The organism is Prosthecobacter sp. (assembly GCF_044236155.1).
In the GTDB taxonomy this organism is placed as follows: Bacteria; Verrucomicrobiota; Verrucomicrobiia; order Verrucomicrobiales; family Verrucomicrobiaceae; genus Prosthecobacter.
On record NZ_JBIIHA010000001.1, the window covers coordinates 116,541 to 138,481 of the forward strand.

The following is a 21,941-nucleotide window of genomic DNA, read 5'->3' on the forward strand; positions in this document are numbered from 1 at the left end:
AACGTCATCAACGGCGCCGCGCTCAGTGTGATTTCGGCCAGCACGGTCAATGGATTGATCGACATCCGGGCGGCTGAGCTCAGAATTTCTGGTGCGAATGGCTCCCTCTCCGGGGTGACTCAGATTCGTGTTGCTGGCAGTGGCAGCACTGTGGGGGGCAACATCAGCCAGGGACTGAGCCTCACCAGCAATGATAGCGGCTTCCACACGAACCGGATCAACGATGATGCCGCCATTGTGCTCGACTCCGGGCGTGTCATCCTCGTCAACTCCAATTCCTCGCAAAATTTGACCGAAACCCTGGGCACGCTCTCAATTGCCGGAGGTGCAAACCTTGTTTACAGCTCATCAGTTACCAGCACTTCCAATAGTTTGACCTTTGCCGGTTTTGGCACTCGCGCCGCCGGTTCCATGGTTGTGTTTGATGGTGTTGATGCAGTTACGGAGCGGATTTTCTTCAACTCCGCGCCATCCCTGGTCAACGGCATCATGGGTGGATGGGCTGTTGATTCCGCTTCCTTGGATGAGTGGGCCACATTGGCGGGAGGTGAGGTGATTGGACTGCCTACCGGCAGCTACACCACCACCAGCAGCGCCACATCCTCCGACTCGTGGGCCTCCAGCCAGAATGTTAAAGTCACCGGCTTCAACCAGAACCTCACTGCCAGCCGCACTATCCACTCGCTGAACATCCAGGACACCGGCGGCCGCACCATCACCATCAAGGCCAACAACGTTGCCGCCGAGCAGAGCCTCGTCATCAAGAGCGGCGGCATCCTTTCCACCCGCAACACGCACAACATCACCGGCGGCAAGCTCATCGCCGGGACGCATGCTGGATCGCTCAATCCTTATGAGCTCGTCATTTACAATACCAGCCAGCTCAACATCAACAGCGTCATCGCCGACACGACGACCCGTTTGGGAGGCAACTCCACCAACGTCGGTTCCCTCACCGCTTCCAGCATCAGTGGCACAACTGTGACTGTTGCTCCAGGCCTAACAGCGGGCTTGGAAATCGGTGCCACGGTTTCCGGCGCGGGCATCGCCGACGGCACCACCATCGCCAGCATCACGGACGGCTCCACCTTTGTCCTCAGCCAGGCTGCCACCGGTGGCACGAATGTGGCGCTGACTTTCCAGGATCTGTCCAATGTCGTCACCGGCATCAACACCGCGGGATTGACACCGGGGATGCGGCTGCTTTCACCGGAAGGCTTCCAAGGCCATGCCACCATCGTCTCGGTGGACTCCAGCGGACAAATCACCCTCGACCAGGCGGTGAACATCCGGGCGAACCTCAACTTTGACTTCATCACGCAATCCACGAGCCTCGTGAAGGCTGGGGCCGGCACTCTCGTGCTCAATCCCACGCTCAGCATCGGCACGAACGGCGGGATGAACCCGAACAGCTTCGATGTCACGCTGGCCTCCGGTTCCTTTAACACAGGCATCGTGGTCGGAGCCACGGTCACGGGAGCGGGCATTGATCCTGGCACGACCGTGGTGGGGCTCGTTGGTAACACTGGCGTCAGGCTCTCCAACCAGCCGAATGCCGCCATTGCCAGCACTCTCACTTTCACGCTGCCGAACAACTACACGGGCAGAACCTACATCAACGAGGGCGTGCTCCAGATCGCCCGTGAGAGCGACCTGGGTCTCAATCCGGCCACATTCACCGCCGACCAGCTCACCATCAACGGCGGCATCCTGCGCGTGAGCACGGACCTGCTCTTCAACGACAGCAACCGCGGCATCACCTTCGGCAATGCGGACGGCGTGTTCCGTGTGGCGGACAACCGCACCCTCACCATCGGCGCTGTGAACACCATCAACGGCGCGGCAGGCCGCCTCCTCTTCTCGGCGGACGGCACCAGCCGCGGTGTGATGGTGGTGGCGGGCAACAACAACCTCTCCGGCGGCATCGAGACCGTTGGTGGCCAGCAGGCCACCACAGGCACCTTGTCCTCGACTTTCAACAGCGGCTTGACCACGGTGAACGTGGCCAGCACCGCTGGGCTTGAGGTCGGCGCGAGTGTCTCCGGCACCGGAATCGCTCCGGGCACCACCATCGCCAGCATCACGAACGGCACCACCTACGAGTTGTCCGCCGCGGCCACCGCGAATGGCAGCAGCGAGAACCTAACCTACGGAGGTTTCAACGCTCTCAGGCTCACGGGCAACAATACGATCGGATTCGTCCGTGTCGTCGGCTCCAGCATCGCCCTCCTTGGCAACAACACGCTCACAAGTGACATCGCGGTCAATTCTGGTCTGCTCAGGGTCGGCGGCAGCAACCAATTCAACGGTCAGTTGACTGTGACCGCAGGGACCGTGCGTTTCGAGAGCAATGCCGGCCTGCAGAGCACCACGGGCGGCTATAGAGTCAGCACCGACGGCTTCCTCGACCTCAACGGCTTCTCCACCACGGTTTCCCAGATCAGCGGATTTGGAACGGTCACCAACAACGGGGCGGCCGGCTCGACCTCCACGCTCACCGTGAACAACATCGAGAGCTTTACCTTCTCCGGCTCCCTGACGGACGGCCAGTCATCCTTCGGTGTGCTGGGTCTGACCAAGTCTGGTAACGGCATCCTGACCCTGGCCAACACCAACAACTCCTACACCGGTCCAACCGTCATCAACGGCGGCGGCATCCGGGTTCTCGAGATGGGCTTCGGCGGCTCCGCCAGCGGCATGGGGGCCGCCACCAACGCAGCTTCGAATCTGGTATTCAACGGCGGCTCCCTGCGCTTCAACGGGGCCTTCTCTACATTCACCGACCGCTCCTTCACCCTGGGTGTGGGTGACAACGCGGGTGCCATCATCGCTGACGGAACCTTCATCGGTGCGGAATTGAATTTTGGCCTCGCCGGCTACTCTCCTGCCATCGCATTCAGCGGCTCGGGCAGCCGCACGCTCACGCTGGGCGGTTCGAACCGCGGGAACAACAAGTTCGATCTTGTGCTGGGCGACGGCACCGGTGGACCCACCTCCGTGAACAAAATCGGCAACGGGACCTGGGTCATGGGCGCCACCAGCACCTACAAGGGTGAAACCGTGGTCAATGCGGGCATCCTCGCCGCCACGGTGAACGGAGCCTTCGGTGCCACGGGAGGCGCGGGCATCATCATCGCCGGTGGTACGAACGCATCAACCGTGCTGGGCAATCAGAACGCCACCGTGGACCTGCGCAATGTCGCCTACTCCACGGTGCAAAGCATGTTCCTGGCCGGCGGAACCCTGGCCACCACCACGGGCTCCAGTTCATGGGCAGGCCCGGTTTTTGTCACCGCCAATTCCAACATCATCGTTTCAAACGGAGCGGTGCTTGACCTCAAAGGCACCCTCGGCGGCGGCAATGCCATCTTCCAGGGGGGCGAGGGCATGCTCATCCTCAGCGGCCAGGCCGACAATGTCACCCGCAATACGGTGACCAACGGCATCGCGGCACCAAACCACACCATCCAGGCCGGAACCCTCCGCCTGGACTACAGCAGCAACAACTTTGGCAAGCTCTCCGACAATGGGCAGCTGGTGCTCGGTGGTACCCGCTTCGGTGGCAGACTCCAGCTCAGGGGCGGCAGCCATCTGGAAATCGTCGCGGGCACCACCATCGGTGCAGGCCGCAACTTCATCGAACGCCTCACCGACATTTCCAGCACCGCCATCCTGCGCATGAATGGCATCGGCCGGCAGACCGGAGCCTCGGTGGACTTCAGCGCCGATGACATTGCCAGCACCGACACGGACAACGTGAACGGCATTCTGGGCGGCTGGGCCACGGTAGGCGGCACTTCCTGGGCGACCAAGAGCGTCTTCACCGAGGCTTTTGTGAACAGCGGCGTCACCACCGGGCAGGACAAGCTCATCCGCGGCCTTGGCCTTTCCGATTACACCAATGTCGGCGCCTTGCCGGGTCCGCTTGCCAATGAGTGGGCGGTGAACGCGAACATGAACGTCATCGGCAACAGCACCCAGAGCACACGCACCGCCAATACCCTGCGTTTCCACAACTCCAACAACGTCGCGGGGAATGCTCCTTTCCGCATGACGCTGGATGGTGTCAACGTGCTCCAGTCCTCCGCCATCCTGTTCACCAACAACATGGCGGCTCATTCAGGAGTGATCGAAGGCACCGGCTTCCTGACGGGCGGGGCGGGCACCAGCAGTGACCTGATCGTCCTGCAAAACAACACAGGCAGCGGCTCCTTGGAAATCAGCGCCGTCATCGCCAACCTCGCCCCGGCCGGCAGGTCTGGCACGCTCAATGCCAACAACCAGATCACCGGCATCAGCCTTGTGGGTCTTGCTCCCGGTCTGACGGTCACCGGCACTGGGATCGCCGCGGGCACCACCATCAATGCAATCACCGTCACGGACGCGGTCAACCAGATCGGCACGCTCACCATCAGCGCCAACGCCTCCACCTCCGGCTCCACTGCGCTTTCCTTCGTGCCCGTGGTCAACGGTCTCGACAAGAGTGGCGTCGGCAGCCTCATTCTTTCCGGTCTCAACACCTACACGGGGGTCAACACCCTCAACGCCGGCATGACCACCATCCGCACCCTCGCGGTGCAGGGATATGGGGCCACCACTCAGCTCATCTCCTTCGCCCCCTCCCTCGGCCGCACCCTCACGGACGTTGATGTGACCGGCCTCACCATCGGCATGAACGTCACGGGTTCATCGATCGCAGGTGGTGTGACCGTGACTTCCGTCGATGCTCGCAACAGGACTGTCGGGCTTTCCAACGGCGCCATTGTCACGCTCGACAACACCAGCGTCACCTTCGGCAGCAACGTCACGGCCAAGTCCGGCTCGCAGACAGCCACGGTCAACAACGGCAGTGCCACCATCACCATCCCGGGCGGCACGGCGGGCATCACCATCGGCCAGGCAGTCACCGGCACCGGCATACCGTCGAATGCGGTGGTCATCGCGGTCAACAACGGCACCCAGATCACGATTGGAACGATCAACGGCAGCAACGTCAGCGCTGCCCCTGCCACGGCCAACGGCACGTCAGTGACCTTGGACCCGAACTCCACCGCAGGTGGGGTACGCACCGCAGACACGGACAGCGGGGCGCGCATCGTCGTGGGCAGCACGCTGGGCATGACTGTCGGCCAGGCCGTTTCCGGCACTGGCATACCCGGCGGGGCCACCATCGTCCGCATCCTCGATGCCAATAATCTCGATCTTTCGGTGCCGGTGAACGCCACTGGACAGAACAATCTGAACTACACCGCCGGTGTATCCATCGGAGCGACACTGCTGGCCACCACCACCGGTGGCAGCGCAACCGTGACAGTGCCATCAACCGCCAATCTCAGCGTGGGTGAGCGTGTGACCGGCCCGGGCATCCCCGAAGGCGCCACGGTGGCCGCGATCCTCAGTCCGACCCAGATTCTCTTGTCCGTGGGTGCCTTGTTCACGGGTTCCAACACCCTCGTCTTCGCCGGCACCGCCAGCGGTCTAGGCGCATCTTCCAATGCCGTCGGCAACATCATCTTCAACGGTGGCATCCTCCAGTTGAACGGCACCACCGCCAGCACGGACCGCGGCTTCACCATCAATGACAGCGCCATTTGGGACGTCGGCAACGCCTACTCGAACCTGCGCCTCGGCGGCAATTACGCCACCCCGGGCAACGAGGAGTTCTACTCCCTGGTCAAGCGCGGAGAGGGCACGCTGAGCATGCTGGGCACTGCTTTTGGCGGCTACGGTCTTGAGGCGCTGATTGTCGAAGACGGCGTGTTGCGGCTCACCCCGGCGTTCAACGACCAGTACATCCGCAACGACGTCGGAGCCCTCATCCTCTCCGGCGGCATGCTGGAACTGCAGAGTGTCTCAGACCGCAACACCACCCAAAACATGATCGGCACCATGCAGGTCAGGGAAGGGGCCTCCGTCGTGCGTGTCATCGGAACCACTGGGGCCACCACCTTCCTCAACCTGCAGGACATCAACAACCCCACCGCCGTGGACTTCCAAAAAGCAGGTACTGTCCTGTTTGATGTGCAGGGTGGGCCCACCGTGTCCCAGATCGTCCTGGCCGGCCGTGCGCTTGTCGATGTCGGCGTCATCCTGCCGCGCACCACCTTCACCAACCGCTCGGTCCTGCGGCCAGGAGTCAATGACTTCGGCTTTGTGGACTCCGCCACGACCATTCTGTCAGGATCGGACATCAAGGGCGCGCATCACTTCCTTTCAGATCCGGCCACCTGGACGAGTTCCAGAAACGTCCATGACGGTGCGCTTCCGGAAGAATCCTTCCGCGGCACCACCGTTTCCGGCGCCTCGGTGAACACCATCCTCTTCTTCAACAATGATGTCGCGCTCGCGGGTGACCGGTTGGACTCGACCCCGGTCGTCACCCGTGTGCCGGGAGTGGACCGGCTCGCAGTCGGCATGGCAGTGCGTGGCAACGGCATCCCGGACGGCACCATCATCATTTCCATCGACCAGGCCAACAACACCATCACCCTGAACAACACGCCGGCGTTCTCCGACAACACAGGCCTGCCACTCTACTTCTTCGACGCATCCATCACCGGCGATCTTGGCGCTGGCAGCGTGACGATCACCAACATCAACGATCCACGCTTGAAGGCAGGTCAGGCCATCTTCGGCGCGGGCATTGCCAGCGGCACCACCATTGTCTCGGTCGATACCCTGAACAATACGGTCACCCTCAGCCAGGCTGCCACCACGTCAGCCGTCGGTTCTTCGATTTACTCTGAGTATCTGGCCTCCACTCCGGCAGCGCTCAACTCCAGCACGGTCACAGTCAGCGATCTTCTGACCGTGGGCAGCGGGGCCATCCTCCAAACCACGAACTCCGGCAACCACGTCAACACCATCAGCGGAGGACTGCTCACCAGCGGTCTTGCCAACAGCGACGGGACCAGCGCCGACCTCATTATTCACAACTGGAACCCCAAGGAGTCTCTGCGCATCTCTTCCAGCATCATCAACAACACCGCGCTCAACCGTGTGGTGAATCTGGTGCACACAGGTGATGGCACGACTATTCTTTCAGGCGTAAACTCCTACACGGGCACGACCTATGTGCAGGGCGGCGTGCTCCGCCTCGACAGTAGCGGAGCGTTGCCCGCCAACAGCCACCTCCGCCTCGATGGAGGGGTGCTCGGCCTCAATTCCGGCAACTTCACCCGCAGCGTTGGAACCGGAGCCACCCAGGTGGACTGGACCAGCAGCGGTGGTTTCGCCGCCTACACCACGAACCGCACCGTCAACCTGGGCGGGGCTGGTGCTTCCTTGGCCTGGGGCACGGCTGGGTTTGTTCCCGACAACACCTCGCTCATCCTTGGTGCCCAGGATGCCAACGCCACCGTCATTTTTGCCAACGGCATTGATCTCGGTCGTAAATCCCGCATGATCGAAGCCGTCAGCGGCCAGTCCTCCATCTTTGCCGACGCCCGCATCACCGGGGTGCTGGATGGAGATGGCGGTCGCATCGTCAAAGGTGGCAACGGTGTGCTCGAACTCGCCGCGGCCAACACTTACACTGGCGGCACCTCCCTGGCGCAAGGAACTCTCGTTGGCACGGTCAACGGGGCCTTCGGCACCGGGCGCATCGAAGTGGGCACCACCACGGACACCCGCTCCGCTGACATGGCGCTCACTCTCCGTTTCCAAGGGGACACCCTCGCCAACCACATGACGTTTGGCCCGGTCAATGGCGAAGGCATCTCCGTGCTCTCCACCACCGCTTCATCAACAACGATCACCGGAACGGTCGAGATCGCGCGCCTGGCAGGGCAGAACCTCCTCATCGATGCCTCCCAGTTCGGAAACGCCGAATTCCAAGGGGCCATCACCGGCACGGGAGGTATCACCGTTGCCGGCGGTGGTGTCATTCTCTCCGCCGCTAACAACTTTGGAACCCTCGCCAATCAGACTAGCGCTACTGCTGTCAACGGACCGGTGGTCGTGCGCAACGGAGCCCTGCTCATCGGCCACGCCTCTGCCTTGGGAAGCACCGGCGTCATCGAACTTGGGGATGCGACCCCGGCCACCCTCTTCGCCGACTACGCCACATCTGGCAGATCGTTGCTGGGTGTTGAGCGTGACACACAGTTCATCGCGAAGAACATCAGCGGTCTGGGCGGTGCCTTTGAAGCGCAGGCAGACGGTCTGGTCAATTTAGGCTTCCCCGGGGCGGGTCCTGGTGCCTTCTACAACATCAGCCGCGTCATCGACGGTGTCACTTTCGGCTCCGCCGACATTGGCAAGAAAATCCTCGTCAAAGACGAGATCGACAGCCCTGAGCGCAACGGCATCTACGAGATCAAACAGATCAACCAGGATCTCACCATGAACGTCGTGCGTGTCGCCGACTTCAGCACCACCGCGAACATGCTCTACGGCACGCAGGTCACCGTGAACAACGGCACCCATGCCGGCCAGACCTTCTTCATGGCCGCCCAGTCCGTCACCGCCATCAACGGAAACGGAACCGACCCCGTCCACTGGTTGCGTGACCAGGTCAATGCCGACGTCACGCTGCGTGTGAGCAACGCTGCTGTCACCAGCGTCAACCAGGCCATTGACGTCAATGCCAACGGCACCGGTCTCACCACCATCGCCTCTGACGCCCCTGTCACTTTTGGCGGAGCAGTCACCCTGCAGAACCTTCGCACCAACATTCAGGAGACCAAGACTCTCCGCATCGACTCGGGCGCTTCCAGCGGTTCCGGCGTGGTCTTCAGCGGCATGATCTCCGAGGCTGACGGAGGTTCGGCCCCCACCGATGACATTCTCTCCCTGATGAAACTCGGCACGGGAGTCGTCACCCTCAGCAATGCCACCGGCAACACCTACAGCGGCACCACTACCGTCAACGCGGGCATACTGCAGGTGACCAACACCTCCGGCAGCGGCACGGGTTCCGGCAATGTCGTGGTCAAAGCCAATGCGACCCTCGCAGGCTCCGGCGTCATCGCTCCGGGAGCCAGCAAGAACGTCACCATTGAAGATTTCGGCTCCATTGCCCCCGGAACCAGTGGTGTCTCCAACGGTCAATCACTCACCATCAATCTCAATGGAGGCACCTTCGACCTCCAGGGCATGCTTGAGTTGAATCTGTTCGCGAACAACAGCGGCATCACCAATGCTGAAGCCGACCGCCTCGTGCTTGCCGGCACGGGAACCGCGACTCTCGGCACCTATGCCACACTCAAGGTCACCTCTTCGGTGAATTCAGCCACCTTCGTCGCTGGCGACGCCTGGAAGCTCCTTGACTGGGGCGGCGTGACCCACACCTCCCAGTATTTCAGAAACCTGGATCCGGCCAGTTACAGCGGAGGTTATGTGAGCAACGCCGACATCACCAATAACTTGTTGGATCTGCCAACGCTCTCCGCAGGCTTGTTCTGGAACATTAACGACCTTTACACCAACGGCACCTTGGTGGTGGCCGTGCCCGAACCTGGCCGGTTGATGCTCATCATCCTGGGCTTCCTCGCCTTGGGCTGGCGTCGCCGTCGCCGTTGGCTGTTCTGAGCAAATCCGTGCGAATCAATCGCCGGACTTGTAGTTACAAAATAAATACCCTTGCGGTTCCTGGGGCGATTTCATAGCATCGTCCTAAAATCGGAAAAAATAAGGAGGACACCCATGCTTAACGCCCGCTCATCTGCCATCCGCCACCTCAAGCGCCGCAAGGCAATGGCCTTGGTGCTCGTCATCATCACCGTCGCGCTGCTGTCCATCCTGATTATCGCGATTTTCTCCATCACGCGCACGGAGTACAAATCCACGCAAAATTACGTCTCCGCCCGCTCCGCCAAGCAATACGCAGACTTCGCCGTCGCCATCACCCAGGGGCAGTTGCAAAACGCGCAAAGTACCTCCAACCAGGCCTCGGGAGGCGACCCCGCCACCACCACCAACCAGATCATCCACGCCACCCAGCCGGGCATGGTTCGTGTGTACCGGGCCAATGGGGAATTTCTTCGGGCTCACAAGCTCTATTCCAGCTCCCAGATGGTGGTGACCAGCCCCAACAACGAGGCGCAAATCTTCGCCCAGGAGCATCAGATCCCGCAGGACTGGAATTCAGAGTCGAACAAGGCACGGTTTGTGGACTTGAACGAGCCCGTCGTCCGTCCTGGGCTTTCCCCGGGATCGCCGCAGTCTGTGTACTTCCCCATCATTGATCCCCGGGCTGCTTTTACTGGGGCGGGAACCTCCGGGCAGCAGTTGGTGGCGGTGGAGGGATTTTCGTATCAGAACCAGACGCCATCCATTGGCGGCGGTTCGTCAGTCAGCTACAACGAGGTGGTGCTCCCTGCCCAGGCGGCGGGGAATCCCAACAAACTCCGTCTCCCCATGCCTGTAGAGTGGATTTACGTGCTCCAGGACGGTACCACCGGCGCTCTCGACGCGTCCAACAAGTTCATCAGTTCCGTCAATGGTGTCACCCCCTCCTCCACTAACCCCATCGTGGGCCGCGTCGCCTTCTGGACTGATGACGAGTCCTCCAAAATCAACGTCAACACCGCCACCGAGCCCACCTTCTTCGCTCCTCCTTACTTCTATCATCAGCGCGATTCGAGGTGGGCGAACTTCCCTGGCACCGGCGGCGAGTTCCAGCGTTATCCCGGCCACCCTGCCACCGTCGCCCTCAGCGCAGTGCTCGCGCCTGGCATCAACCTCGATCCTTTCGACCCACGGGTGAACCAGAACAATGTCGTTCAAATCAAGGAACTCATTTACGGCCTGCTGCCAAAAGTCGCCGGCGGGGGGTCTCGTGCCGGCACGCGTCCGTTCCTTCTGGACGAATTCTCCGCCGCCAACGGCGAAACCGCCGCCGCCACCGGAGGCGATATCTCCGCCGCCCGTAATGAGCGTCTCTTCGCCAGCGTGGACGAGATGCTCTTCCAGGACAGCGGGTACGACGGCACCAACGGTCGTATGGCCGCCCGTGTCGAGATCCCCGGCCAGAGCGGTCGCTTCATGTTTGACCGCGACACCTTGGAGCGCTCCCGCTTCTTCCTCACCGCCCATAGCCGCTCCCCTGAATTCAGCACCCGCGGCCTGCCGCGCATCGCCATGTGGCCTCTTCCGGACGTGCCCAATGAAGCCGCCGCCAGCAACAAACGCAGCACCTTTGACAACCTCATCGCCCTCTGCGCCACCCTGCGCTCCACCGGCACCGGTTCCTCCGTGGCCAACAGCTACATCTTCCGCCGCGCCGAGCCGCATCATCCCACCCATGACGTCACCGGCTCCACCGCCGGCCTCGGCAATTCTCCGGGGCTCCAGCGCAACTCCCGCCTGCTTGACTTCCTTTACACTCAGATTGCAAACATGGAGTTCCCGCAGACCTCCGCGCTGGGAGGCAGCACCTCCACCTTCGGGCAGAAATATGGCAACCAGAACGCCGCCCAGCTCGCCATCCAGTTCTTCGATTACATCCGCAGCACCAATCTCTATGATGGCCTCCTTGCCCGCGATCAGGATGGCATGCCCGCATCAGGACTCTCCGGCACCGCCCTTTACGATCGAAAGGACCAGACCCTGGATCCACAGCGCCTGACCTACACGAGTCATCGCATCACCCGTAGGGCCATGGGCAACCTCAGAGGCGGACAACAAGCCGATGCCAGGTTCGGCGGTGATTATTTGTCAGACGACTCCGGGGTCGTTCCCGGTCACGGCCAGGTCAGCCCCGCCCGCTGGAGCAAGAACGGACAGGTCGTCCAGGGTTTCGGCCGCATGTTCACGCTCTCCGAGATCGGCTTCCAGATCATCTGCACCGCCGATGGCAAGAATGATGAACTCTATGCCGTGGACAATGGTCAAGGAGTCAAAAGCGGCGGCGGCAGCGCTCCCAGGGCTCCTGCCACCCGCACACCTACGCAAGGTGGTGGAGGCGCGGCGGCCAACGTCGGCCCGGATGTGTTTCCGCCCAACTTCCCTCCGGGAAACACCCGCCTGGGTTTCAATCGGTGGTATTCCAACTTCCCGCCGCTCACAGATACCACGGGCAGACTTTATGGCTGTGATCCCGGGAACCCGCAGCGCCATCCCTCACGGCATCCGGGCTATGACCCCGCGAACTGGAACCTCACCCTGGAGGTCAACACTCCCCTGCAACCCACGCAAAAACGTGTCCAGCTCATGTTGATGCTGGAGGCTTTCTGCGCCATGCAGGGCTGGACGAAGATTCACCCTGAGTGGGCCATCGTGCTCGACGGTGCCTTCATGCGTTCCATCCAGCTCGACGGACAGACGCTTTTCCCCTCCACACGTGATGTGATCGTCAAGTCCAACTCCAACCTCTACGAGGATCATGATGTGTATTCCAGCGGCGGTTTCGCCGGTCCTACTGCCATTGCCGGCGGCCGATCCACGCGCGGCTGGGGCGGCACCCAGATCGGGGATGACACCGATCCTTATGTCAATGGTGCCGCCCGCACCAGCAGTGGCAGTCGTTACATCGAAAACGACGGCAATCCCATCGCCCATACCGGTCTGAACAGCTGGGGCTTGGTCAGCGCCCCCATCACCATCAATCGCGCAGGACCCATGCGTCTCACTTTCGGCCAGCGTGACCTGCGCATTCGCATTTACGACAAACACAGCCGCGCCGGCAACGCCAACCAGGAGGTACAGACCATCAACATCTCCTTTGACAACATGACCCTTCCTGTTCCCGCCCTGGCTTTCAGCGGTGAGCGCAGGCTTGCCTCTGACCCCGGCGGCACCAACCCTGCCAGCAAGTTCCCGGCAAATCGTGGCGAGATCAGCCACTATTGGAGTGTGGACCAGTTCGGCCGCGAAATCTACCGCCGCTCCGTTCAAGGACCGCATTGGTGGTGCTTCAATCGCATGGGCTGCATCGGCCGCATGTCCGGGCAGGTGAATCCTGGCTTCAACGGGGCCAACAACCTCTGGAGTGCTGCTCCTGCCTTCGTCACCACCTTCACCAATTCCGAGCAGCAGGTGCTGTTTGGCCGCCTTGACACGGAGGGCCGGTACTCGACCGGTGCGGGCAGCTTTGATAATGGTGGAAGGGATGGAATCAGCCTTTTCCCGCCGGAGGTCGCGAATGGGTACATTGATGAAAATCGCAATCCATGGACGGGCAGCGACGTCGTGCGGACCTACGTGCCGGCGGTCGGTGACTACCGGCTCGTCGCCGCGCGCAACACCGTCCCGCGCTCCATGTGGATGAAGCATCCCGTCTGGGCGGCGGTGGAATCCACCAACCCGCTGAGCCAGCCACGCACCATCCATAGCTTCACCACTCATTGGTCCGATACCGAGAACGGTGCCGTGCTGCCGAATGTCGCGCCTGCAAGCTTCTCTGCATTTGTCAGACCAGAGCACATGCTTGGCGTCCCATTCCACAGCCGCCGTCGCGTTCCCGACCTTCCTCCGGCGGATAGCTGGACACGCACCGCCAACAGCTACGGAGATTTCGACAACGGCATCTCCAATTCAAGGGACGGCCCTTACATCAACAAGCCTGACGAGGGCAACTACTACGCCGGCGAGTTTACCCGACACAACAGAAAGTCGTTCTATCGTTCCGGCTACTTTTTCGAACCATGGCGTAACAGCGACGACTGGCGCAGCGGTGTTTACATGACGCCAAATCGCATGGTCTCCTCCCCCGTCATGTTTGGCTCCCTGCCCACCGGGGTCTGGGGCGGTGGCAGCGTCAGCACCAATGCCGTTAGTTCCTCCGGAGCGACTTACAACACCACCCAGGACGGGAAACCTTGGCAGACACTGCTCTTCCGGCCGTACTCCCGTTCCCACGGCAGTTTTGGCAGGCCCGTCACCACCGGCCATCCCGGAGATCACAACCCGCGCGACCACAACCTGCTCGATCTCTTCTGCATGCCCGTTGTGGAGCCCTACGCCATCAGCGAGCCGCTGTCTGTCGCCGGGCGCCTCAACATGAACTACCAGATCATGCCCTTCACGCACATCACCCGCGCCACGGGCATGCATGCCCTGATGAAAGGCGAGTTCATGACCGCCATCCCGTCCAACGAGGACGTCAACAATGCCAAGAACTACCAGCAGGCCGCCACCCCGGCCATGTGGAGCAATACCGGTGACCGGTTCTGGGATGAGGCCAACCACCGCAAATTCTGGCATCGTCCGATCGATGTGACCCGCACGCTCCACCAGTTCGAGCAGCGTTTCCGCCTCACCGCCACCGGTTCCAACCAGAACGGCGCGCGCATCCGCGGTCTCTTCCGCACTCCCAGCCAAATCTGCGAGGTTCACCTCATTCCAGATGTCTCCCGTGGTCCCTCCTCCAACCCGAGCGAAAACATCGGCAGCGTCGGCAGCATCAGTATAAACACCAGCGGTTCCCAACTTCAGCAGATCATGGACGACTTCTGGCAGAATCACGCTCCCACCGGGGACAACACCCGTGAGCGCCCCTACTCCAACCTCTACAATCGCATCACCACCCGCGGGAACACCTTCCGCGTCCACATGCGCGCCCAAATGCTGCGCAAGGCCCGCTCAACCGCCGTGGATGTCTTCGATCCAACCAAGGACGCCATCCTTGGTGAGTATCGTGGCTCCGCCCTCATCGAACGTTACATCGACCCCACCGACTCCAGCAATCCTATCCCTGACTACGCTGAGTCCGCCAACCCAATTGCCCTTCCGCCCCTCGATACGTTCTACAAATTCCGCACCCTCGAATACAAGCGCTTCAGCCCATGATCGTGACCGCACATTCCCCTCGCCGTCCGGCCTCCGCTGGCTTCTCCCTTGTTGAGGTCACGCTCGCCGTCGCCATTGCCGCGCTCGCCATCATCACCCTGCTTGGTCTCATGCCACAGGGCCTCGAAATGTCGCGCAAAACCGGCATCCTCACCCTGAACAGCAACATCATCGAGCAGATCATACGCGATCTCGAAAACACCCAGTTCAGCCTCCTGCCTCCGCAGGGAACAGGAACCCCCTCCAGCGGCGGCAATGCTCTTCCCGAGAAGAGCCGTCGTTATTTCAACGACCAGGGTCAGGAGGTCGAGCAGCAGTCCGGCCAAGTCACGTTCGTCGCCGAGATCGACTTCTCCCAGCCCGCCTCCCTGCCCAAAACCGAGCAGATGCAGCGCTATTTGCGCCGCGTGATCATCCGGATCGCCACCACCGCCAACCCCGACTTCCAGTTTGGGGAGAACAACCGGATCGCTTACACCACATTCAACCATCTGCTCGCCAAAACTCGCTGAGCCCCGCCGCCATGAACGCCGGATTATTCTGCCCCTCCCTGCCGGTTACCCCAGTCCGGCCTTACCGTCTTCGCGGCCGTTCGGCCTTCACGCTCGTGGAGTTGATGATCTCCATCACCATCCTCGTCATCCTCATGCTCGTGGTCACCCAGGTGATCGGCATTGTGCAGCGTAACTGGGTGCGTTCCAACGCTCGCGTCTCCCAGTTCCGCGAGGCGCGTGTTGCCTTTGACACCCTGACTCGTAACATCAGCCAGGCCACCCTCAACACCTACTGGGAGAGCGCTTCGGATCCCTTTCGAACCGACGCCGCTGGTCAGCAGGTGACTCGCGCCCGGGCCAATGTGCGCCAGTCTGAGTTGCAGTTCGTATGTGGGCCGACAACCAGGCTGCTTACTTCCGCCTCCGGCTCCAAGGAAAACTACCCCGGCCACGCGGTCTTTTTCCAAGCCCCCCTCGGAGTCACACGTCTCGTCGCCGCCACCGGCTCCCAGGCAAACACCGAAAACATGGTCAATCTTCTGTGTGGTCGCGGCTACTTTGTGGAATGGGGTGACGACCAGCCCTATCGTCCTCCCTTCCTCAACCAGCTCACCAGCGTTCCTCCGCGTTTCCGTCTCCGTTTGATGGAATACAGCCCCACTTCGGAAATGAACCGCATCTATTCCGATGGCTTCCGTCTCATCGACCCAAATGATCGCACCAAGATCGTAAATTCACGCAGGTGGTTCCAGGAAGCCCTCACCGCCACCGTCCAAAGTTCTGAGACAGTTGACTCCCGTGCTTTCACCCGGCCTATCGCCGAAAATATCCTCACACTGGTCATTTCCCCGCGGATCGAAACCACCGTTGCCTCCAGCAGCGGCAACATCGAGCCATTCTCCATCGCCCGCGAATATGAGTTCGACTCGACACTCGTCACCAGCCCGGGTTCGTCAGCAGGCAGCAGTCCCCAAGGCACACAGCATCAGATGCCTCCGTTGCTTCTGGTAACCATGGTCGCCCTCGACCAGCGGGGCGGCGAGAGCCTCTCCAGCAACAATGATCTTCGCCAGAAAGTGCTGGCCGAGACGTCCACCCTGTTTACCAACGCGGCCGATTATGCGGCCGACCTCGAGGGTACTGCTGAGGAACCGGGTAAACTCAAAAAAATCCTCCTCGAAAACAAGCTCGACTACCGCGTCTTCACCACCACCATCGCCCTCAAGCAGGCAAGATGGAGCTTTTAACAAACCTTCCCCCCGCCGTCATGATCCACACGTCGTCATCCCCGCGGCCGCCTGCCTCCCGCGCATTCTCCCTCATTGAAATGCTCGTCGTGGTGACGATCATCGTGCTCCTGCTCGCATTTTCAGCCCCGGCTCTCTCCCGCACGCTCATGGCCAGCAAGCTCGCCTCCGCAGGCGAGTCTCTTTTCGGCGCGATCTCCGAAGCCCAGCAGATCGCCTATGCCAGTAACGTTCCTGTCGAACTGCGTTTCTTCAAGGTCCCGGATGCTTTCGGCGCCAATCCCGCCTACCGCTCCTATCAGATCTTTAAAATCATCCAGGTTACTGAAGGAACGGGAGCCGCGGCCAACGTCAAAGAATCCCTCGAGCCAGCCAACAACCTTGTGAACCTTCCGGAAAGCGTCATCATCGTTGCTGACGACACCCTTTCGCCCGCCTTGAAAGGTGACGGTTTGCCTGACAGCAAGGAAGGCTCCAGCGTCGGCTACTCGGGCGTTCAGACGGCTGTCTATAATGCATGGCGCTTCATGCCGGACGGCTCCTGCCGCAAGGTGGGGCAGGCCACCGGTGGTTTTGCCACCCTCGAATATCAAACACTTACCGAAAGCTTCATCACTCTCACCATCGAAAGCGGTCAGGCCATCACCATGCAAAATCTTCCCAAAAACTTCTTCACCATCCAGGTGGATCCGTTCACTGGGAAAGCTCGCAGCTACAAACCGGGTTTCTGATTTCGAGATCAGGCAAATTTCCGCATGACAGCCGCATGATCGCCGCTTACCTGCGACATGGGTGATCTGCCTTCTCTCGCTTTAAGTTTCGATGACGTTCTTCTCCTCCCGGCGCACAGCGCTGTTTTGCCTGGAGAAGTCAATGTAAGCACCAAACTGGCCTCCATCGGCCTCAATGTGCCAATCCTCTCCTCCGCCATGGACACCGTCACGGAGTCCGAACTGGCCATCGCTCTCGCACGTGAGGGCGGGCTCGGCGTTATCCACCGAAACATGCCGATCGACCAGCAGGCCGACCAGGTTGCAAGGGTGAAGCGCAGCGAAAACACCGTCATTCAGAATCCGCACACCGTCACACCGGAAACGCGTCTTGGAGAGCTTCATCGCCTGATGCACGAGAAGGGCGTCAGCGGCTTCCCGGTCGTGGACAAGGACGGCAAGCTCGTCGGCATGGTCACCAGCCGCGACATGTGGTACATCGAAGACGAAAGCACGCCCGTCTCCGCCGTCATGACGCCGAGCACGCGTCTCGCCACCGGCACACCTCAGACCAGCTTCGAGGACGCCCTTAAAATCATCTACACGCACCGCATCGAAAAGCTGCCGCTCATCGATTCCAGCGGGAAACTCGCCGGACTCATCACCAAGCAGGACATCATCAAGCGCCAGACCTTCAAACACGCCGCCAAAGATGCCAACGGCCAGCTCCGCGTCGGCGCGGCCGTCGGAGTCGGCGACGATTGCATCGATCGTGGCAAAGCGTTGCTCGCCGCCGGTGCGGACGCCATTTTCATCGACGCCGCCACCGGTCACACCAGCCGCGTCATGAGCGTCATCGCCCGACTGCGTGAAAATCTCGGCGCGGGCGTGCCCATCGTCGCTGGCAACGTCGTCACCGCCGATGGCGCGCGCGATTTGATGTCCGCAGGCGTCTCTGCCATCAAGGTGGGCGTCGGTCCGGGCTCCATTTGCACCACGCGCATCATTTCTGGCGTCGGCATGGCCCAGTTCAGCGCCGTGCAGGAGGTGGCGGAGGTTTGCCGGCCCGCGGGCGTCACTGTCATCGCCGACGGCGGCATTCGTTACTCGGGTGACATCGTCAAAGCCCTCGCTGGTGGCGCTGATGTCGTCATGCTGGGCTCCTTGCTCGCGGGAACGAGCGAAAGCCCCGGCAACATGGTCAAATGGCAGGGCCGCACCTTCAAAGAATACCGCGGCATGGGCAGCCTCAAAGCCATGCGCAAAGGGGCAGGGGATCGCTATGGTCAGAACAGTTCCGGCAAACTCGTTCCCGAGGGCGTCGAGGCCCGCGTGCCCTACAAAGGTCCGCTCGCCGATGTCGTCTTCCAGCTCATCGGCGGCCTGCGCAGCGGCATGGGCTACGTCGGTGCGAACAACCTTGATGAATTGCGCGCCAAAGCCCGCTTCGTCCGCATCACTGCCGGCGGCCTCAAAGAAAGCCATCCGCACGATGTCGTCATCACCGAGGAGCCGGTGAACTACGAGCCGCATTGATCCGGCCTCGTCATTCATCATTCTGAATTCGACATATTCTCTCATGACCGCCCAAGAAGTCGCCGTCCTCGATTACGGCTCCCAGTATTCCCAGCTCATTGTCCGCCGCGTTCGCGAGCTCGGCTTTGCCTCGCACCTGTATCCGCCTGCGGAGCTGGCGAATTTGCAGTCTCCCGGTGCCATCATCCTTTCCGGCGGCCCCCGCAGCACGTCCGAAAAAGACGCGCCCGATGTCGATTACGACAAACTCATGTCCTTCGGCGTTCCGGTGCTCGGCGTGTGCTACGGCATGCAACTCCTCAACATCAAGCACGGCGGCACCGTGAAACCCGGCGTCACTCGCGAGTATGGGCCTGCCAAGCTGGTCGTGACCGACCATGAGGACCTCTTCAGCGGCATTTCGCACGAATCCCAGGTCTGGATGAGCCACAGCGACACCTGCGCGAACCTGGTCGACACGACCAAGGTCATCGCCACGAATGAAGACGCCGTCCCGGTGGCCTTGAAGTGGTCCGACCGTTGCTGGGGCATCCAGTTTCACCCTGAGGTCACGCATTCGCACGAAGGCACGGCCATCCTGCGGAACTTCCTAACAAAAAGCGGCGCAAAGCTCGCGAAGTTCGACATCAACGCGTTCAAGGCCCAGATGCTCGACCGCATCAAGGCCGAGGTCGGCAACCGGGAGGTAATCTGCGGCGTCTCCGGCGGCGTGGACAGCACCGTGCTCGCCGTCTTGCTCGCCAAGGCCGGCGTGAAGGTGCGCTGCATCTTCATCGACACCGGCATGATGCGCCTCAACGAGGCCGCGGAGGTCAAAACGCTGTTTGATGAAGTCGGTGTGCCCATCGAGCAGATCGACGCCAGCGCCATCTTCCTCGGCGCTCTCAAAGGCGTCACCGATCCCGAGCAGAAGCGCCGCATCATCGGCACGCTCTTCGTCGAGGAGTTCTGGAAAGTGGCCGACAACGTCGAATTGCTCGCGCAGGGCACCTTGTATCCCGACGTGATCGAGAGCGCCACCAGCGGCAGCATTGCCAGCAAGATCAAAACGCATCACAACCGCGTCGATAAGATCATGGAGCTCAAAGAGCAGGGCAAAGTGCTCGAACCGCTCGCCGAGCTCTTCAAAGACGAGGTCCGCGCCCTCGGTGCCAGCCTCGGCATCCCGCATCGCGCCTTGTGGCGTCACCCGTTCCCCGGCCCCGGCCTCGCCGTGCGCATTCCCGGCGAAATCACCGCCGAACGCGTCGCCATCACGCAGCAGGCTGATGCCATCTTCATCGCCGAACTCCGCCGCAGCGGCTGGTATGAGCAGACCTGGCAGGCCTACGCCGCGCTGCTCCCCGTCAAAACGGTGGGCGTCAAAGGCGATGAACGCAGCTACGAGCAGGCCATCAGCCTCCGCGCCGTCATAAGCGAAGACGCCATGACCGCCGAATGGGTCCGTTTGCCTTACGAAGTGCTCGCCAGCACCTCCAACCAGATCCTCAACCGCGTCAAAGGCGTGAACCGCGTGCTCTACGACATCAGCACGAAGCCGCCGGCGAGCATCGAGTGGGAGTGATTACTATGGGCGCTGGATTTCTTCTTTCGTTCGAAGGCTCAGAAGGTTGCGGGAAATCCACGCAGATCCGGTTGTTGAAGGAACGGCTCGAAAAGGAAGGTCGCAAAGTCGAGGTCCTGCGCGAGCCTGGTGGCACGGAGATCGGTGAGAGCATCCGCCATCTCCTCCAGCATTCGAAGGAAGGCCACGCGATGACCTCGGAGACGGAGCTGCTGCTTTTCGCCGCCAGCCGTGCGCAGATCGTGCGCGAGAAAATCCGTCCGCTGGTCGCAAGCGGCGTGTTTGTGATCCTCGACCGCTTCCTCGACTCCACGACGGTTTATCAAGGCCATGCCCGTGGCCTTCCACTCGATGCAGTGAACGCCATCAACCGCTTTGCCATCGGCGGCACGCTCCCGCAGCTCACCGTTTTGCTCGATCTCAATGTGCAGACCGCCTGGCAGCGCATCCACGCCACCGGTCGCGAGCTTGATCGCATGGAAAGCCAGCCGCCGGAGTTCTTTGAAAAAGTGCGCCAAGGCTACCTCTCGCTCGCCAAGGCCGAGCCGGAACGCTTCCGCGTGGTCGATGCCTCGCAATCACCCGAGGAAGTGCACGAGCATATCTGGAGCCTTTTGTCCGCCTAGCCCCGCAAATGCCCTTCAAATCCGATCATGCCCTGCAGCTCCTCGCGCGAGCCCGTGACAACGGGCGGCTTGGGCATGCTTACCTGATCACCGGGCCGAAGGAGGCGCGGCATGAGGAGTTTGCGGCGAAGGTGCTCGATCTCGTCGTCGGCACGCCGCAGCGGACGCTGGAGGGCTGGGAAGGCCAGGGAGCCGTTGTTTTGCGGCCGCAGAGCAAATCGCGCCGCATCACCATCGGCAAGGATGGCGATGATCCGGGCACGATCCGCTTTTTGGAAAAGATGATCCGCCGCACCGCCTCGCCGAACGGCTGGAAGCTCGGCATCATCGTCGATGCGGAGCGCATGAACGTGCAGGCGCAGAATGCCTTCCTGAAGACACTCGAGGAGCCGCCGCCTCGCACGCTGCTGCTGCTGCTCACCACGCAGCCCGAGCAGCTCCTGCCGACGATCCAATCACGCGTCATCGAAGTGGGCCTGATGGCACCCGCGGGTGCCCGCATCTTCACCGAGCATGAAAACAAGCTGCTCATCGTTCTCGGCAAACATGCCGCGAAAGGCTCCGGAACCCTCTCCGGGGCTCTGGCGCTGAAAGTGGAATTTGAGGAGATTTTAGAGGAGTTGCATGACGACCTCAAAAAGAAGCACGAGGAGGAGTTTGAGCGCGAAACCGAGCACTACGGCAAGACCACGGACGGTTCCTGGCTCAAACAACGCGAAGAGCAGGTCGAGGCCGCCATCGAGGCGGATTACATCCAGCAGCGCAGCGCCTTGATGGACCTCCTTCTGTCGTGGTTCGGGGATGTCGCACGCCAACAGGCTGGTGCGGAGCATCTCGATTTGCCGAAGCATCAAAGCATGACGGCTTCGCTCGCCTCGAAGTGGTCGCCAGACGATGTCGCCAAGCGCGTGCGAGTCTTGCGGCAGCTCGAAAGCCATCTGCACACGAACGTGAACGAGTCGCTCGCACTCGAAGTGGGCTTCATCCAGGCCTTCGGGAGCTGAGCGTCATTGCCCGCTGCCCATTTTTGCCGC

9 protein-coding genes (1 of these 9 only partly in view) are annotated in these 21,941 nt (G+C 61.3%); all 9 read left to right on the forward strand.

The genetic code is table 11. From position 1 onward, the window contains the following. A protein-coding gene (locus ACILSE_RS00475) for an autotransporter-associated beta strand repeat-containing protein (RefSeq protein WP_395715370.1) crosses the window boundary here: on the forward strand, window positions 1-9,531 show its 3' portion. 22,722 nt of this gene lie to the left of the window's left edge; 9,531 of the gene's 32,253 nt are visible here — the last part of the coding sequence; its start codon lies off the left edge, out of view; its stop codon occupies window positions 9,529-9,531. A gap of 114 nt (window positions 9,532-9,645) precedes the next feature. Further along, entirely contained in the window at window positions 9,646-14,730 is a 5,085-nt protein-coding gene (gene vccA, locus ACILSE_RS00480; protein ID WP_395715371.1) for a Verru_Chthon cassette protein A, read from the forward strand. 2 nt (window positions 14,731-14,732) lie between these two features. Beyond that, window positions 14,733-15,242: a Verru_Chthon cassette protein B gene (vccB, locus tag ACILSE_RS00485; protein ID WP_395715372.1), complete on the forward strand. Its 510-nt coding sequence runs from the start codon at window positions 14,733-14,735 to the stop codon at window positions 15,240-15,242. An 11-nt stretch (window positions 15,243-15,253) separates the two neighbouring features. After that, window positions 15,254-16,471: a Verru_Chthon cassette protein C gene (gene vccC, locus ACILSE_RS00490; protein ID WP_395715373.1), complete on the forward strand. Its 1,218-nt coding sequence runs from the start codon at window positions 15,254-15,256 to the stop codon at window positions 16,469-16,471. A 20-nt stretch (window positions 16,472-16,491) separates the two neighbouring features. Then, on the forward strand, window positions 16,492-17,202 hold the full coding sequence (gene vccD / locus ACILSE_RS00495; protein WP_395715374.1) for a Verru_Chthon cassette protein D: 711 nt from the start codon (window positions 16,492-16,494) through the stop codon (window positions 17,200-17,202). 57 nt (window positions 17,203-17,259) lie between these two features. After that, window positions 17,260-18,717: an IMP dehydrogenase gene (gene guaB, locus ACILSE_RS00500; RefSeq protein WP_395715375.1), complete on the forward strand. Its 1,458-nt coding sequence runs from the start codon at window positions 17,260-17,262 to the stop codon at window positions 18,715-18,717. A 43-nt stretch (window positions 18,718-18,760) separates the two neighbouring features. Beyond that, the gene (gene guaA, locus ACILSE_RS00505) at window positions 18,761-20,281 is read left to right on the forward strand and encodes a glutamine-hydrolyzing GMP synthase (RefSeq protein ID WP_395715376.1); all 1,521 of its coding nucleotides are present in this window, start codon (window positions 18,761-18,763) and stop codon (window positions 20,279-20,281) included. Window positions 20,282-20,286: 5 nt separating this feature from the next. Then, window positions 20,287-20,907 (forward strand): dTMP kinase, encoded by a 621-nt coding sequence (gene tmk / locus ACILSE_RS00510; RefSeq protein WP_395715625.1) that lies wholly within the window; start codon window positions 20,287-20,289, stop codon window positions 20,905-20,907. Window positions 20,908-20,915: 8 nt separating this feature from the next. Further along, the gene (locus tag ACILSE_RS00515) at window positions 20,916-21,911 is read left to right on the forward strand and encodes a hypothetical protein (protein WP_395715377.1); all 996 of its coding nucleotides are present in this window, start codon (window positions 20,916-20,918) and stop codon (window positions 21,909-21,911) included. Window positions 21,912-21,941 lie beyond the last annotated feature (30 nt).